Raw genomic sequence first — 13,947 nt, 5'->3', positions numbered from 1 at the left:
ACGGTCCATGGCGGCGGGAGGCACGCCGGCTGAGCGGCCGAGCGACACCTACGTGCTGGGCACCGACCCGGCCGAGCGTGAGCGCCTGCGGCTCCAGCACGAGCTATGGCTGCCTGCCGCCCGGGAGGCCTGGGGCCGCGCGGGCCTCGCTCCCGGCCAGCGGGTGCTGGATCTCGGCGCTGGGCCGGGCTTCTGTGCCCTCGAACTGGCCCGGGCCGTGGGGCCGACGGGGAAGGTGCTGGCCCTTGAGCTCAGCGCCGCCTACGTGCAGGCGGGCCAGCGGGCGGCCGCCGCCGCTGGCCTGGAGCAGCTGGAGCTGCGCCGCCACGACCTGAACCGCGAGGCCCTCGCCGAGACGGGCTTCGATCTGGCCTGGTGCCGCTGGCTGGCGATGTTCCTGCCCGCCGTGGAGCCCTTGGTGGAAACCCTGGCGGGGGCTCTGCGGCCCGGGGCCCAGGTGGTGCTGCACGAGTACATCCACTGGGACAGCTTCGGCCTGCATCCCCACGGGCCGGCCCTGGGCCGCTTCGGGGCCGCCTGCCAGGCCAGCTTTCGCGCCAGCGGCGCTGACCCGGACGTGAACCGGCGCCTGCCGGCGCTGCTGGCGGCGCGGGGCTTTCGGATCGAGGAGCTGCGGCCCCTGCTGCTGCTGGGACAGCCGTGGGATCCGGTGGCGGCCTGGATTGAGCGCTTCGTGGCCATCTACGGACCCGAACTGGTGCGCCAGGGCCACTGGAGCGCGGCCGAGGCCGAGGCCGCCGCCGCCGAAATCACCGCGGCCCACCAGACCCCCGGCGCCTTCTGGGTGGCGCCCACGGTGATGGAGCTGCGGGCGACAAGATTGGACCCATGAGCTGGACCACCAACGATCTCGGCGACCTCAGCGGCCGCCTGGCCCTGATCACCGGCGCCAACAGCGGCCTGGGGTTCGAGTCAGCCCGGGCCCTCTCGGAGCACGGCGCCACGGTGGTGCTGGCCTGCCGCTCCCGCCGCCGCGCCGAGGAGAGCCGCGACGCCCTGCTGCCCAAGGCCAAAGGCGGCCTGGAGGTGCTGGAACTGGATCTGGCCGATCTGGCCAGCGTGGCGGCGGCGGCCCAGCGGCTGGCGGAGAACTGGGGCCGCCTCGATCTGCTGCTCAACAACGCCGGTGTGATGGCCCTGCCCCGCAGCCTCACCCGTGACGGCTTCGAGCGCCAGTTCGGCATCAACCACCTGGGCCACTTCGCCCTCACCCTGCAGCTGCTGCCCCTGATGGAGGGGCGCCCCGGGGCCAGGGTGGTGACGGTCACCTCCGGCGCCCACCTGTTCGGCCGCATCGCCTTCGACGACCTGCAGGGGGAGCGCCGCTACGACCGCTGGAGCGCCTACAGCCAGAGCAAGCTGGCCAACGTGATGTTCGCCCTCGAACTGCAGCGGCGCCTGGAGGCCGCAGGCAGCACGGTGGCCTCCCTGGCGGCCCACCCGGGGATGGCGCGCACCAACCTGCAGCCCGCCTCGATCAGCGCCAACGGCTCCTGGATCGAGCCGATCGCCTACGGGCTGATGGGTCCCCTGTTCCAGAGCGCCGCCATGGGGGCCCTGCCCCAGCTCCATGCCGCCGTCGCCGCCAGCGCCAAAGGCGGCGAGCTCTACGGCCCGGATCAATGGGGGTGTGCGCGGTTATCCCGCCAGGGGCCGCATCGCCCCGGCAGCCCTTGATGACGGCGCCCGGCGCCGGCTCTGGGCGGTGAGCGAGGAACTCACCGGCGTGGCCTCCTAACGCTCCAGCTTGCTGGGAATGCCCTTGATGCTGCCGGGCAGGCTCTGGCGGGAGCGGCTGCCGCCCCAAGCGCCCAGGTAAAAGCGGTCTTCGCTGTCCAGCTGGCGCAGGTCGGAGAGGTTGGCGTTCTCAACGATCGCGCCGGTGCCAACTCCCGACTCAAAATCCGGTGGGGTGCGCGGATCCGCTGGTGAGGCCGCCTCGGCCGTGCCGTAGAAGAAACGCGTGCGCTCCAGCCGGGCGCCATCGAGATCGGCGCCGCTGAGGTTGACCCCGGCCAGGTTGGCATCGGCCAGATCCGAACCGCGCAGGTTGGATCCCCCAGGTCGGCGCCGTTGAAATCCACCCCGCGCAGGTCGACGCCCGAGAGATCCACCCCCGTAGCATCTGGTGCAGGCGGATCACGGGCACCCCGTCGAGGCGGTCCACCTCGTAGTTGCCCTCGCCATCAAGAATCGCCCGGCCCAGGCGCTGGTCCCGGCGCAGGGGCGTGAGCAGGCGGGCGTGGGCGAGGAAGCGCAGGATCTTGGCCTTGCCCTCGGCGTCGATGCTGCCGAACACCGCCGCCATGCGGCCCTCGGCCAGCATGCGCTCCAGGGGCCAGTCCTCCAGCAGCCCGTCCTCGTCGCTGATCAGCTCGGAGAGGCCCTGCATGAAGCTGTCGATGGTCTGGGCCTGGGTGATGCGGTTCTGCTGGGTGGTGAGCCGCTGGTCAACCACGAACTGGCGCCAGGCGATCACCAGGGCCACGAAGGCCACCAGGATCTGGCCGAAGGCCCCGATCACCCCCTCCCCGACGGCCCCGATCGCGGTCCAGTCGCCGCTGCGGTAGATCGCAGCCAGCGGTTCCCACCAGCCCAGGGCCACGGTGATCGCCACCGCCCCCAGCACCAGTCCGAGCAGGGCCAGGGTCTGCACTGTGGCGGGCTCCTCGAGCCGCGAGCGCAGCACCACCCACAGGGGTGGCAGCAGCTGCAGCAGCGAGAGCACCAGGGTCAGCAGGCCCCCCAACAGCGCCAGCCAGCTCCAGCCCAGGGCCAGGGCCGCCAGGGTGGCGGAGGCCGCCAGCAGCAGCTGCAGGGCCGGCAGCTCCTGGAGCCGGGCCAGAGCCGCCCGGCTGCGGAACGGCAGCACCGGTCGATCGTCGGGGGTGGCGGCCATCGCGCTCAGCCCGCCTGGAAGAAGAAACCGGCCGCCAGGATCAGGTAGGCCGCCAGCAACAGCGCCCCCTCCAGCCAGTCGGAGCGGCCATCGACCGTCACCAGATTGCTGACCAGCACCGCTGTGATCACCGTCACGAGTTCGAAGACATCAAAGCTCAGATCGAGGGGATGGCCCAGCAACGGCCCGATCAGCACCAGCACCGGCACCACCAGCAGGGCCACCAGCAGGGTGGAGCCCAACGACACGGACACCGAGAGATCCATCTTGTTCTTGCGCGCCATGGTCACGGCGGTGAGGTACTCGGCCGTGCCCCCCAGCAGGGGCAGCAGCACCACACCGGTGAACAGGGCCGTGAGCCCCAGGCCCTCGGTGACGGTCTCGACCACACCAACGAAAAGTTCCGATTCGTAGGCCAGCACAGCGGTGGCCGCCAGCAGCACACCCAGCCAGGGCAACAGCGGCGGCTTGTGGGCGCTCGCGCCCTCCTCCTGGGCCTCCAGATCGGCGGCGGCCACCTCGTAGAGGCTGCGGTGGGTGCCCAGGGAGAACAGCAGGGTGAGGCCGTAGACCGCCAGCAGCACCCAGGCCACGAAGGTGGAGAAGCCCTGGGTGCTCTCCGCCGTATGGCCGCCCGAGAGCACCGAGAGGCTGGGGATCAGGATCGCCACCACCGCCAGGGTCATGGCCGAGCCGTTGACCCGCGCCACCACCGGCTGGAAGGTCTGCTCCTTGCGGCCGATGCCCCCACCAGCATCGAGAGCCCCAGGGCCAGCAGCAGGTTGGCCATCACCGTGCCGGTGATGCTCGCCTTGACGATCTCCACCAGACCGGCCTTGAGGGCCACCAGGGCGATGATCAGCTCGGTGGCGTTGCCGAACACCGCATTGAGCAGGGCGCCGATCGAGGGGCCCAGGGTGATCGAGAGTTCCTCAGTGGCGGTGCTGAGCCAGATCGCCAACGGGATGATCGCGATCGCTGAAGTCGCGAACACGACGCCATCGCCCCAGTGCAGGGCCTCGGCGGCGATCGACACCGGCACCATCGCCAGCAGGCCGATGGAAGCGGTCCGGCGCAAGGACATGACCCGGCAGCGAATGGCCCGCATTCTGCTGGCCCGCCCGCTGGCCGACGCGATCCGCCGCGATCTGGTCGCCTGGGACATCGAACTGTTCGAGAGCGTGCGCGATGCCACCCCGGTGTGAGCCGTTCCTACGGACAGGCCAGGGCCCACACCGCTGAAACCAGCTCCTCGGGCACGAAGCTTTCGGTTTCCTCGGGGATGGGCACGCCGTTGTAGGCGTACACGACGCGGGTTCGGCGGAGGCAGTCGATCCGCTCGCTGTGGCGATCGCCCACACCGGCGTAGTCGGCGAAGCGGATCTCCACCAGCTTGCGTGCACCACGGAGATCGATCGGACGGATCGACCAGGTCAGGGCGGCACCGCCACGGCCCAGCAGGATCCAGCCTGGCTCCCGCTCCCGGGCCCATCCCGCCGGCCCCAGCGCCAAGACCAGCACCCAGGCCGACGCCGAGCCGAACGCTTCGAGCTGGCAGCGGGCAACGGTCTTCGTCACGCCCTCTCAATCCAGCCGGAGCCATCCTGCCACCGGCGCCCGGTGGCCCGAGCACCCGGCTGGCCCGCGGGGATCCCACTGCGACCACCGAACCCATGGACAACGCCGCCCCAATCGACTAGTACAGGTGTTCCACTGGCGTTGCGATCGATGGTCCCGCTGCCCCTCTCCACCCTTGAGCCCTCCCGCCTCGAGCCGATCGAAGACTGGCCCTGGCTCGGGGGCCCCGTGCTCGTGGCCGCCCGCAGCCGCAAGGTCTGCATGACCTGCCACTGGTTTCGCCACCATGCCGCCCCCGGCGGGATCCCCATGCTCACCTGCCAGCTGCACCAGGGCCTGCTGGCCCACGGCGATCACCTCACCCACCGCTGCTCGGGCTGGACCGATGACCTTCACCGCCAGCGCGGCTGGGGGATATCGCCATGCCAGTGTTGATCCATGGCCATCAGCACTCGCTACAGCGAAGCTCTCCACTGGGCGGCGGAGTTGCATGGCGATCAGATGCGCAAAGGCAAGGCCGTTCCTTACATCTCCCACCTGATCGCCGTCAGTGGCCTGGTCTGGGAGGACGGCGGCGACGAGGAGCAGGCCATCGCCGGCCTGCTCCATGACGCGATCGAGGATGCGGGCCAGAGCCAGGCTTCAATCGCGGCGCGCTTCGGCGATCGAGTCGCCGCCATCGTCGCCGACTGCAGCGACAGCGCCGGGAGCCCCGCGGCTGAACACAAGGAGCCCTGGCTGACCCGCAAGACCCGCTATGTGGCCTCGCTGGAGCACAAACCGCTCGACTCCCTGCGGGTGAGTGCCGCCGACAAGGCCCACAACGCCCGTGATCAGGTGCTCGATGCCCGCCGGGAGGCCGACAGCTGGAAGCGCTTCAGCGCCGGCATCGAAGGCAGCGCCTGGTACCTGCTGCGGATCCACCAGGTGTTGAGCCACAGGCTCCCCGACAGCCGCTCCAATGAGTTGCTGGGGGAAGCGGTGCTGGAGATCCTGCACACGCCCACCTTCATCCGCCTGGTGCCGCGGGGCATGGCCCCCTCCGTCTGGGCGGCCGGTTACGCCGAGCGCCAGCTGGCGGGGGCCGGCGACCTAGGTCGCTAAGGGCTTGCGCCAGAACCCCAGCCATTCGCCCTCGCGGCCCTTGGCCTGCATCCCCACCGCCTCCCACAACTCCTCCACCAATCCGGCGCCGCTGAGCAGGGCGTGAACGGCCCCTGGATCGGCGCCAAAGGGCGGACCGCCGGGGCGGCCATGACACCAGAACAGCCCCAGCAGCCAGCCCCCCGGCGCCAGCAGCTCAGCCACGGTGCGCCCGTAGGCCGGCCTCAGGCCCGGATCAATCGCACAGAAACAGGTGTGCTCCAGCACCCCCGCCAGGCTCCCGCCACCCAGACCCGCCGCGGCCAGGGCAGGGGCGTCGAACAGATCCGCCTGGAGCCAGCGCAGCGCGCCAGCGGCGCTGCCGTGGAGCCGCTGGGCCTCGCGGAGTGCTTCGGCACTGAAATCCAGACCCACCACCTCGAAACCGCGATCGGCCAGCAGCCCGGCCTCATGGCCGCGGCCGCAACCGGGCACCAGCAGCCGCCCCGGGGGCTGCGGCGCCAGGGGATGGCCGCTGAGGAACTGCGCCAGGGCGGCCGCCGGTTGGCCCAGTTCCCAGCCGTCGCGGCCCTCGCGGTAGCGCTGGTCCCAGAAGGCGGCCTTCAGGGGCGATGAAGGGGTCTGGGGAGGCGAGGCCATGGCGAACGGATGCCGCCGGGGAGCGGCGCAGGAGAGCACACAGCGTGCCATCCAGCGGCGCGGAGACGTTCCTCCCGGGATCGCGACCACGGGCCCTTCACTCCCTGCCCCTCTGGGGCGCCCCCATGGGATTGCAGCCCTGTGGCCTCCAAGCTGGGTGTGCGCCAGGGCCGCTGCCCAGGGGCCCAAGCCGGAGCTGAACGGGCCAGGACAATGGCGGAATGAACCCGAACCCGTCCTTGCCCAGACGGCCGCCTGACCATGCCACTGCTGAGGCCACGGCTGAGACCACAGCTGAGACCAAAGCTGCTTGCCCTCGCCGCCGTGGCTGGCTCCGCCGCGCTGGCCCTGGGCGGCGGATTCGCCAACCCTCCGGCGAACCGGCACCAATCCAGCGGTGTGATTTATCAGGTCGATGAACGGGCCGGCGAGCGCGTCCATCTGCTGACGATCGCGAACGATTCGGCCCTCATGGTCGTTCCGGCGGTGGGCCCATCGCTGCAACCCCTGGCGCAGATCGCCCGGGCCAGGGGAGCGATCGCAGGGATCAACGGCGGCTACTTCGATCCCGCCAACCAACAGACGAACTCCTGGGTGCTGATCAACGGACGGGTGGCAGCCAACCCAGGCAAGAACAGGCGCCTGATCGAGAACCCGGCACTGAGGCCCTACCTCAACGCGATCCTGGCCCGCAGTGAATTCCGGGTGTACCGCTGCAGGGGCAAGGTCCAGTACGGGATTGCAGCCCACCAGGCACCGATCCCGCCCGCCTGCAGGCTGGAGCAGGCACTCGGTGGAGGGCCGCAGCTGCTTCCCAACCTGACCACCGAACGGGAAGCGTTCACGGCCAGGGAACAGGGCGTCGTGGTCCGTGATGCCATCGATGCCCTGGGCGCCAACGCCCGTACGGCGGTGGGCATCAAGGCCGATGGCCAGCTCCTGTGGGTGATGGTTGAGCAGAAGCCCGGCCGGGACCGCTCAGGAATGACCCTGGCGGAACTGGGCCGCTACCTGCAGGGACGGGGAGTCATCGCGGCCCTGAATCTCGACGGTGGATCTTCATCGTCGATCTATGTCCAGGGCGTCAGCCATGGGGGCCAACGTGATCGAAGCGGCCAGCCGATCCAACGGGCCATCCAATCGGTGCTGCTGCTGGTGCCGGGCCCTTCAGGCAAGGGGCCATCCAGCTGAGCTGGCGTCAGGGTTTGCTGAGGTACTTCTCCAGAAATGTGCGGGCCTTTTCCGAGAGCCCCATGTTCGAGTACGTGAGCCCGTAATAGGTGTTGCCGTACTCCTCCTTTTCCCACATTTTGGTCACCTCAAAGAGCACCTCCTCTCTCCCGTGGGACTCCTTGAGCACCAGGGTGAACTGATCGCTCTCGTTGAGATGGCTGGTGTTCTTGACCCCCACCACCACACAGAGCCCCCCGCGGCTCACATCCCAGAGGGTGACATGGCAGCGACCCTCCTCACCGGAGCGGAGCTCTCCCTTGGGTGGATTCACATGCAGGATCGTGCGTTTGTAATTTCGCCTCGGATCGTCAGGATCAATCTCCCTGGTCTTGGGGGGTTTCTTGGCTTCGCCGAACAGGAAGTTGAACATCTCCCCAGACCCATGAGCTGGGCCCCAAGCTAGGTGGTCCCTGGGTCTGCGCCGCACCCCTGTCTCCCCGTGGCCCGGCAGCAGCTGGACTGGGGGCAGCATCGGTACCCCCGGCACCCAACCGGGTGCTGGGAAATGGGTAACTTCCTATCAAAAACCTGAATGTCCCGTGGCTTTGACTGGAGCAGATCTGCTGGCAAAGCTCAAAGAGCTCGGTGATGTCAGCACGTCCACGCTGGTGCGGGCAGCGGGGTATGTCTCCACCAAAGAGGACGGGACTGAACGGCTCAAATTCACGACGTTCTACGTCGGCGAAGCCTTCTCGAAGAGTGGCGATGCTGGAGGCCTGGCCGCAAGCTGAGCCACATCGCCACGGTGCAGGGCAACAGAAATCTGCTGGTGGGCAAGGCCTGCGCAGTCCTGCTCGATCTGGCGGCGGCCGACGGGGCCTGCCAACAACGTCTCGCGCTGGCCAAGCCGATCCGGGAACGGCTCTGTCCTGCCCTGAGCCGGCAGGCGGAGGCGGAACTGCAGCGCCGCCATCGGGTGCTCCACCGCGACCGTTTCTCACTGGCGTACTACACGCCCGAGGGGGCGGCGTTGGGGCTGCCCCTATGGCAACCGCTGAGCGGGGCCAGGGCCAACACCGGCGCCGGGCGCAGGACCGATCTCATCCTTTGTATTATTGGCGTAATGCACTTGAAGCGAAGCGATGCGGACGATTTCCGTGCGCCTGGATGACGGCAGCGAGGTCAGGCTCGAGCGCCTTTGCCACGTCCTCGGCCTCAGCCAGACCGAGGTGGTGAAGGCCGGCCTAGAGCTGCTGCAGCGGCAATCCACCAACCCTGCGGCCCTGGCGGAGAGCCTTGGTCTGATCGGCTGCTTCTCCAGTGGTGCCCCAGATGGCACCAGCAGCAGTCGGGGACGGGACCATTCGGCTCAACTTCGCCAGAAGTTGAACGGCCAGCAGAGGCGGCAACGTCTGAGCGAGCTGGACGCGTGAGTCGCTCCAGCTTTCGCGGTGCCACCCTCGTCGATACGGGCCCTCTGGTCGCCTGGTTCGATCGCAGTGACCAGGACCACGACGCCTGTGCCGCTTTTTCTTGCAGCACAGCGGAGCCCTGGTTTCCACCTGGCCGGTGCTCACCGAGGTTTGCCATCTGATCCCAGCGGATGTGGCCCCTCGCCTGCTCGGTTGGGTCTCGCTCGGTGGCCTGAGCGTGGCGGAGATGGGTGGGTCCGCCCTGGAGTTGATGGCCCGCTGGATGCGGCAATACGGCGATCTGCCGATGGATCTGGCCGATGCCTCACTGCTCTGGCTGGCCCATGAGCATGGGCTGCGCCAAATCGCCACGCTTGATCGACGCGATTTCGGCGTCTATCGACTGCCCGGTGGAGACGGGCTCGAGAACCTGCTGGAGCCGTGAGGGCGCTCATCTGATCTTCAGCGTGGAACTGGGCCAGAGCGCCCCGGGCCTGCGCTGCGCGCAAGTTCAGCCGCCTTGCCTTGCCTATCAATTCATGACGCAGGGTCGATCCGAGCGCCACCGGCATCAGCCTTGATGGGATCAACTTGGAGACTCGTCATGCGTCAGCTGATGAAGGTGCGTTTCGAGAATGCCGCCGCCAATGTGGCACTGGCCGATTCACAATTTGGCGAAAAGATGCAACGACTGTTGACGGACATCCATGCCGAAGCGGCTTATTTCACAGCCATTGATGGTCAACGGGGTGCCTACATCATCCTTGATCTGGAAAACGCAGCGCAGATTCCTGCGGTTGCTGAACCCTTTTTTCACTGGCTCAAGGCGGAGATCTCCTTTGAACCGGTGATGATCCCTGCTGACCTCGCCCAGGCAGGGCCCGCCATCGCAGAGGCCGCCAGGGCCTGGGGGTAGCCCCAGGAGCACGACAGGTCCCTCACGCCTGAGCAGCGGGCCGCAGCCAGCAACTGAACGCAACCTGTGGGCGTCCAGGAGCGATCTCGCCCGTGGACACGCGGCTCACACACGGCGAGTCATCCCGCAGCAGGCTGATTACCCCGCCGGGAGCGAATCACGCCAGTGGATCGCCTCAAGCTCCACCCTGACCGCCTCCTCCACGGGAATCACCGGGCGTGCCTGGAACTCGAACGCCGGAAAGGTGGAGCAGAGCTTGTGCACCGTCAACGGGTCATCGCAATCCACCAGCAGATGGCCGCCCCATTCCCCAACGCGAACCACGAAGAGCTCGATCCGAAGATCGGCGGGTGCCTTCCACTGACCAAACACCTCAAGGATCCGCTTCTGGGCTTGCTCGTATTCCGCTGAAGAACCCTGCGGACGCTCGAACCAACTGATCATGTATTTCATGGCAGCAACATTTCCTCAGGGCACCATTCGTATGAACGCTAGATCGGTCATGGGTGCATGATCAGCGCCAAGCATGAACGGACACAACCAGCCCGCTCGGGGTCAATGACCATCGAACCGCTCCCTTCAGCCGTTCATCCTGCCGCGGGCCGATGAATGACCTGATGAGCAATCACACGTGGACAGAGCATCAGACGTGCAAGCAGGTTGCCCATGGCTTACACGCAAAAAGACAAGCCGGCCAGAGATATCATCATGGCCATTCATAATAGTAAATCTCAAACAAGACTGCAATCCATCTGGTCCCATGTCATCGTGATCAACCATGCAGTGCCCTGGATAGCCTTTGGCCGCTTCCCCATAGAAATCCAACAGAGAGCTCAAGCCACCCATGCCGAAGGATGAGGCGAGCCATCGCGATAAACGAATCGTTTTCTGTGAACTCAGGGCCCTGGGATGGTCGAACGGTGATGTACTTCTCTACGGAAAGCTTCTGGAGTATCGACGCCGCTGGGGCGCGATCAACTTGGAGCTTGAGGAGAGGCAATTCCTGAGCAAGGCTGAGGCGGCCTTGTCTCAACATCGTTCAAGCAACACACCCCCAAAGAATGAAGCGAGCGGCTTACCCCGCCGTCAATCAGCGCTGCCGCGCAATGGGAAACTCGAAACCGATTGCTTCGTGGCGCTGGATTTTGAGACCGCTGATCAGGGCAGGGACAGCGCCTGCTCGATCGCGTTGGTGCGGGTCGAGAGGAACGCCATCGTGCATCGCGAGCACCGACTGATTCGACCACCTCGGCAGAAATTTTTATTCACGTCAATTCACGGAATCAGTTGGCCGCAGGTGGCCGATGCACCTTCCTTCGCTGAACTCTGGCCCGAGCTGGAGACCTGCCTCGAGGGGGCCCGTTTCATCGCCGCCCACAATGCTTCTTTTGACTCCGGTGTCATGCGGGCCTGCTGTGATCGGGCTGGCTTCTCGCCCCCGCTCCAGCCCTATTTCTGCACGGTGCAGCTCGCCCGGAAGACCTGGAACCTTCGGCCGACGAAGTTACCGGATGTGTGTCGGCATCTGAATCTGAGCCTCAATCACCACGATGCACTCTCCGACGCTGAAGCCTGCGCCAACATCGTTCTTGCGGCGATCCGTGATGGCGGGATGTAACGGGCCCATACCCGGGCGCCTGGCCGCCCCAACTGGGAAGCTGGATCCAGCGACGCCCAACCCTCGATGATGTCCGTTCTGCTCACCGTCTTCACCGTCCTGGTGGGCTATGGCCTTGGGCGCGGTATGCCCCGCCTGGCCCAGAAATCCGGTGGGATCGTGCGGCGCTCTCGCTCGGGCCAACTGGCGATGGGCCTGGTGCTGCTGATCCCCTGGGCGGTTGGTGGCCTCGCCCTGGTGATGGTGCTGGGCCAACCGTTCCTGTGGCTGCCGTTGCTGGGCTATGCGGCAGGGATGTGGTGGGGGAGGCGCAAGATCGGCCTCTGAGGGCCCATGGCTTGGCCTATCCCTCGCCAGGTGCTGATCCCCTGAATTGGCCGGCATGGTGTGTCGCGGGATGCAACCCAGATGGCCTGAGGGCCTTGGACTGTTTCAAACCGTTCCTGGTTCCATGGCCACCTACACCATCTCGATCGAAGGCGGGGCTTCCTTCCCTGCGCGGATGACACCTACATCCTCGACGCCGCAGAAGAACAGGGCATTGACCTGCCCTATTCCTGCCGGGCCGGCGCCTGCAGCACCTGTGCCGGCAAGGTGCTCACGGGCACTGTCGACCAATCCGATCAGAGCTTCCTTGACGACGAACAGATCGACCAAGGCTTTGCCCTGCTGTGCGTCAGCTATCCCAAGAGCGACTGCACGGTGAAGGCCAACGTGGAAGACGACCTCTGAGGCTCGCTGCTGGAGTAAGCGGTCTGGACTCCTGCCCATGAGGGGAGCAGCGCTGGCTTCTGGAGCGACAACACCCCTGGCGGAAAGGAATGCTGGGTATGCCCGATGCCGATTTCGAACCAGCCACATCCTGCTTGCAAGTCAGGTTGAATCCGCTCAAAGCCATTGCCATCAAATGGTTTTGTACTCTCAACCAACACGGTCGGCGGAAGTTTTAGCAAAATTTCGCTACTGCAACCCGTTGTTTGGTCCCTGAGTTCCAAGGTCATTGAATCCGATGCGATCCTCAACCGGCTGCCACACCACAGCCATGTGGTGACGATCAGCGGCGACAGCTACCGGCTCAGGAAGAAACGCAGATCCTGGCTGTTCCGCACTCAGGTGGGCGGCTCCTCGCCGTCACTGCCTGCCAAGGAGGCCTGAGGGGGAGAACAGCCCCACCGGCATCAACGGCCGAGGTCAACCAAGCCAACGCACGAACCATGAACGACCCCAGGCAACACAGCCAGAACCAAGACACATCACCACCGCAAACCCCCGACCCTCGCCCGGCCGGAGATAGCCCACGTTTCGATGGTGGAAGTGGCTCAGTTTTCAGTTTCGCTCGACAGGAAGATCGCTGGCCGGGGCCTTGAAGTGGTTGTTCCTGAGGATTTCCCTCATCGCCGTCATGGTCTTTCGGTCAATGAGGGCCGTGACCCTTCTGCGATCGTCACGATGAAGAATCTACCTCTACACGCAATCTCTCTACCTCTTCAAACTTCGGTTTCTCGTTTCTTGCCCAGTCGGCAATGGCATCCCAGTCAATCGAATGGCTCCTGCAAACCATGACGGCTTGATCCCAGCATTGGCGGTCACAGTGATGGAAGTAAGCCGCTAACCGGTCGATCACGCAAAGGGTTGGCGTGATCACCCGTAAGGCCCCATGCTCGCTCTGAAATACGTCGATCGTTCTGGGGTCGGTAACATAAAGTTCTCCAAATCCAAGGGGCCCAGCGGGGAACTCAACCAGCCACTCGGTACGGGGATGTTCATAAAGTCGCTTGGAAGAACCCTGGGCGAAGCCCAAGGGAGCGATCGCCTTCAGCAAATTCTTGGGGTCCGCTGAAGTCACGAAATCCAGGTCATGGCTCATGTATTGGTTGTTGCTGTAGATCGATACCGCCCCACCACCCGACAAGGTAGCGATGATCCCTGCTGCCTCCAAGGCCTCGCTGAGGATCACGGCCAGCTCCTCGATGCTGGTGGCTTCGGTGATCTCAACCATGGTTGATGAGCACCTTTCCCGACTGGCGCGGCCGTTGCCGTTGGCGGAAATACTGCTGAACCTGCGCCGCGGGAAGCAGCTTGAGCTCAGCTTCCAGCAATTCCCTGAGATTGCGCACGGTTGGATTTCGATCATTGAAGGCAAACAGCCGGATGTTCCCCACCAACCGGCTCACCAGCACACCCTCTTCCTCCAGGCGCTTCAGCTGGCGCTGGGTCATGTTCAACCCAAAGCCGAACGTCTTGGCGATGCGCAGGGCATGGCCTTCGCCGTAGCACTGCAGGAAGAGCAGAACCCATGCCGCCGTGCGGTTGCCAAAGATCGCTTCAAGCACAGGGTTCATGGCGGGATCCAGGCACACCATTAATGAGTCGCATAACTCAAGACCTGAGTTAGACTACCCCATAAAGGGGTGCTTTGATGGGCTGTGAATAGGGCATCCATGCCTCGTCTGCCATGACAAGACAACCCGTAGGCAGCCTTCCTGACTTTGGCTCGCAGCCTGGCTCAGGCCTTTCACACGATGCTCCCCTCTGTCGTTGCCTCAGAGCTGGAGCAGGTGACTCATTCGGCCGTGGAGGGAGATCG

At 65.8% G+C, this 13,947-nt stretch carries 19 protein-coding genes and 4 pseudogenes; 15 read left to right on the top strand and 8 right to left on the bottom strand.

What is annotated here, in order from left to right:
* Positions 1-7: 7 nt before the first annotated feature.
* Together AAF143_RS07155 and AAF143_RS07150 are read left to right on the top strand one after the other, a co-directional pair.
* The gene (locus AAF143_RS07155) at positions 8-853 is read left to right on the top strand and encodes a methyltransferase domain-containing protein (RefSeq protein ID WP_255007830.1); all 846 of its coding nucleotides are present in this window, start codon (positions 8-10) and stop codon (positions 851-853) included.
* Positions 850-1,759 (top strand): annotated as a pseudogene (locus AAF143_RS07150) (oxidoreductase). The gene AAF143_RS07155 and the pseudogene AAF143_RS07150 overlap by 4 nt, the downstream one beginning before the upstream one ends.
* Here AAF143_RS07150 and AAF143_RS07145 read toward each other — a convergent pair.
* Both AAF143_RS07145 and cax read right to left on the bottom strand, forming a co-directional pair.
* Positions 1,756-2,040 (bottom strand): pentapeptide repeat-containing protein, encoded by a 285-nt coding sequence (locus AAF143_RS07145; RefSeq protein WP_414026905.1) that lies wholly within the window; start codon positions 2,038-2,040, stop codon positions 1,756-1,758. The pseudogene AAF143_RS07150 and the gene AAF143_RS07145 overlap by 4 nt on opposite strands.
* A gap of 885 nt (positions 2,041-2,925) precedes the next feature.
* Positions 2,926-4,004 (bottom strand): annotated as a pseudogene (cax, locus tag AAF143_RS07140) (calcium/proton exchanger).
* Between cax and AAF143_RS07135 the strand changes: the two are divergent.
* Complete coding sequence (locus AAF143_RS07135; protein ID WP_255007823.1) at positions 4,003-4,125, top strand: hypothetical protein; 123 nt, start codon at positions 4,003-4,005, stop codon at positions 4,123-4,125. The pseudogene cax and the gene AAF143_RS07135 sit on opposite strands and share 2 nt — an antisense overlap.
* 7 nt (positions 4,126-4,132) lie before the next feature.
* On the opposite strand, the gene AAF143_RS07130 is transcribed toward AAF143_RS07135, so the two are convergent.
* Positions 4,133-4,498 carry a hypothetical protein gene (locus tag AAF143_RS07130; protein ID WP_255007822.1) on the bottom strand — a complete coding sequence of 122 codons (366 nt, stop codon included), beginning with the start codon at positions 4,496-4,498 and terminating at the stop codon, positions 4,133-4,135.
* Between the two features lie 150 nt (positions 4,499-4,648).
* Here AAF143_RS07130 and AAF143_RS07125 point away from each other — a divergent pair, with 150 nt between their 5' ends.
* Positions 4,649-4,933, top strand: coding sequence for a galactose oxidase (locus tag AAF143_RS07125; RefSeq protein ID WP_255007820.1), 285 nt, complete (start codon positions 4,649-4,651; stop codon positions 4,931-4,933).
* A gap of 3 nt (positions 4,934-4,936) precedes the next feature.
* Positions 4,937-5,602 (top strand): HD domain-containing protein, encoded by a 666-nt coding sequence (locus tag AAF143_RS07120; protein ID WP_255007818.1) that lies wholly within the window; start codon positions 4,937-4,939, stop codon positions 5,600-5,602.
* On the opposite strand, the gene AAF143_RS07115 is transcribed toward AAF143_RS07120, so the two are convergent.
* A complete protein-coding gene (locus AAF143_RS07115) occupies positions 5,591-6,331 on the bottom strand; it encodes a methyltransferase domain-containing protein (protein WP_255007816.1) in 741 nt (246 codons plus the stop codon). The genes AAF143_RS07120 and AAF143_RS07115 overlap by 12 nt on opposite strands.
* A 234-nt stretch (positions 6,332-6,565) precedes the next feature.
* On the opposite strand from AAF143_RS07115, the gene AAF143_RS07110 reads away from it, so the two are divergent.
* On the top strand, positions 6,566-7,432 hold the full coding sequence (locus AAF143_RS07110; RefSeq protein WP_255007815.1) for a phosphodiester glycosidase family protein: 867 nt from the start codon (positions 6,566-6,568) through the stop codon (positions 7,430-7,432).
* A 7-nt stretch (positions 7,433-7,439) separates the two neighbouring features.
* Here the strand turns inward: AAF143_RS07110 and AAF143_RS07105 are convergent, their stop codons facing one another.
* Positions 7,440-7,844, bottom strand: a complete 405-nt coding sequence (locus AAF143_RS07105; protein ID WP_255007814.1) for a PilZ domain-containing protein — start codon at positions 7,842-7,844, stop codon at positions 7,440-7,442.
* Positions 7,845-8,013: 169 nt separating this feature from the next.
* On the opposite strand from AAF143_RS07105, the pseudogene AAF143_RS07100 reads away from it, so the two are divergent.
* The 4 genes and pseudogenes from AAF143_RS07100 to AAF143_RS07085 form a co-directional block, all read left to right on the top strand.
* Positions 8,014-8,288: pseudogene (locus AAF143_RS07100) on the top strand (AbrB family transcriptional regulator); the annotation flags it as partial.
* A gap of 268 nt (positions 8,289-8,556) precedes the next feature.
* A complete protein-coding gene (locus tag AAF143_RS07095; protein ID WP_255007813.1) occupies positions 8,557-8,847 on the top strand; it encodes a hypothetical protein in 291 nt (96 codons plus the stop codon).
* A gap of 100 nt (positions 8,848-8,947) precedes the next feature.
* Complete coding sequence (locus tag AAF143_RS07090; protein WP_414026692.1) at positions 8,948-9,271, top strand: type II toxin-antitoxin system VapC family toxin; 324 nt, start codon at positions 8,948-8,950, stop codon at positions 9,269-9,271.
* A gap of 159 nt (positions 9,272-9,430) precedes the next feature.
* A complete protein-coding gene (locus tag AAF143_RS07085) occupies positions 9,431-9,742 on the top strand; it encodes a hypothetical protein (RefSeq protein WP_255007811.1) in 312 nt (103 codons plus the stop codon).
* A 138-nt stretch (positions 9,743-9,880) separates the two neighbouring features.
* On the opposite strand, the gene AAF143_RS07080 is transcribed toward AAF143_RS07085, so the two are convergent.
* Positions 9,881-10,195 (bottom strand): DUF3303 domain-containing protein, encoded by a 315-nt coding sequence (locus AAF143_RS07080; protein ID WP_255007810.1) that lies wholly within the window; start codon positions 10,193-10,195, stop codon positions 9,881-9,883.
* Between the two features lie 213 nt (positions 10,196-10,408).
* Here AAF143_RS07080 and AAF143_RS07075 point away from each other — a divergent pair, with 213 nt between their 5' ends.
* The 5 genes and pseudogenes from AAF143_RS07075 to AAF143_RS07055 all read left to right on the top strand — a co-directional run bounded on the left by AAF143_RS07075 (position 10,409) and on the right by AAF143_RS07055 (position 12,515).
* The gene (locus AAF143_RS07075) at positions 10,409-10,600 is read left to right on the top strand and encodes a hypothetical protein (RefSeq protein WP_255007809.1); all 192 of its coding nucleotides are present in this window, start codon (positions 10,409-10,411) and stop codon (positions 10,598-10,600) included.
* Entirely contained in the window at positions 10,587-11,360 is a 774-nt protein-coding gene (locus AAF143_RS07070) for a 3'-5' exonuclease (RefSeq protein ID WP_255007808.1), read from the top strand. Before AAF143_RS07075 ends, AAF143_RS07070 begins: the two co-directional genes overlap by 14 nt.
* Positions 11,361-11,429: 69 nt before the next feature.
* Positions 11,430-11,687 carry a hypothetical protein gene (locus tag AAF143_RS07065; RefSeq protein WP_255007806.1) on the top strand — a complete coding sequence of 86 codons (258 nt, stop codon included), beginning with the start codon at positions 11,430-11,432 and terminating at the stop codon, positions 11,685-11,687.
* A 124-nt stretch (positions 11,688-11,811) separates the two neighbouring features.
* A pseudogene (locus AAF143_RS07060) lies at positions 11,812-12,092 on the top strand (2Fe-2S iron-sulfur cluster-binding protein).
* 165 nt (positions 12,093-12,257) lie between these two features.
* The gene (locus AAF143_RS07055) at positions 12,258-12,515 is read left to right on the top strand and encodes an ATP-binding protein (protein WP_409995626.1); all 258 of its coding nucleotides are present in this window, start codon (positions 12,258-12,260) and stop codon (positions 12,513-12,515) included.
* Positions 12,516-12,804: 289 nt separating this feature from the next.
* Here the strand turns inward: AAF143_RS07055 and AAF143_RS07050 are convergent, their stop codons facing one another.
* The gene (locus AAF143_RS07050; protein ID WP_255007804.1) at positions 12,805-13,359 is read right to left on the bottom strand and encodes a hypothetical protein; all 555 of its coding nucleotides are present in this window, start codon (positions 13,357-13,359) and stop codon (positions 12,805-12,807) included.
* Entirely contained in the window at positions 13,352-13,693 is a 342-nt protein-coding gene (locus AAF143_RS07045; RefSeq protein ID WP_414026691.1) for a hypothetical protein, read from the bottom strand. Before AAF143_RS07045 ends, AAF143_RS07050 begins: the two co-directional genes overlap by 8 nt.
* Between the last annotated feature and the right edge of the window lie 254 nt (positions 13,694-13,947).

The organism is Cyanobium sp. ATX-6F1 (genome assembly GCF_047395825.1).
Lineage (GTDB): Bacteria > Cyanobacteriota > Cyanobacteriia > PCC-6307 > Cyanobiaceae > ATX-6F1.
The sequence above is the reverse complement of the archived record's forward strand: the minus strand, read 5'-3'. Positions and strand labels throughout refer to the sequence as shown.

Coding starts and splice junctions, on each gene's coding strand:
- AAF143_RS07155 (WP_255007830.1), top strand. CDS start 8: ATGGCGGCGGGAGGCACGCCGGCTGAGCGGCCGAGCGACACCTACGTG.
- AAF143_RS07135 (WP_255007823.1), top strand. CDS start 4,003: ATGACCCGGCAGCGAATGGCCCGCATTCTGCTGGCCCGCCCGCTGGCC.
- AAF143_RS07125 (WP_255007820.1), top strand. CDS start 4,649: ATGGTCCCGCTGCCCCTCTCCACCCTTGAGCCCTCCCGCCTCGAGCCG.
- AAF143_RS07120 (WP_255007818.1), top strand. CDS start 4,937: ATGGCCATCAGCACTCGCTACAGCGAAGCTCTCCACTGGGCGGCGGAG.
- AAF143_RS07105 (WP_255007814.1), bottom strand. CDS start 7,844: ATGTTCAACTTCCTGTTCGGCGAAGCCAAGAAACCCCCCAAGACCAGG.
- AAF143_RS07095 (WP_255007813.1), top strand. CDS start 8,557: ATGCGGACGATTTCCGTGCGCCTGGATGACGGCAGCGAGGTCAGGCTC.
- AAF143_RS07085 (WP_255007811.1), top strand. CDS start 9,431: ATGCGTCAGCTGATGAAGGTGCGTTTCGAGAATGCCGCCGCCAATGTG.
- AAF143_RS07080 (WP_255007810.1), bottom strand. CDS start 10,195: ATGAAATACATGATCAGTTGGTTCGAGCGTCCGCAGGGTTCTTCAGCG.
- AAF143_RS07075 (WP_255007809.1), top strand. CDS start 10,409: ATGGCTTACACGCAAAAAGACAAGCCGGCCAGAGATATCATCATGGCC.
- AAF143_RS07070 (WP_255007808.1), top strand. CDS start 10,587: ATGCCGAAGGATGAGGCGAGCCATCGCGATAAACGAATCGTTTTCTGT.
- AAF143_RS07065 (WP_255007806.1), top strand. CDS start 11,430: ATGTCCGTTCTGCTCACCGTCTTCACCGTCCTGGTGGGCTATGGCCTT.
- AAF143_RS07050 (WP_255007804.1), bottom strand. CDS start 13,359: ATGGTTGAGATCACCGAAGCCACCAGCATCGAGGAGCTGGCCGTGATC.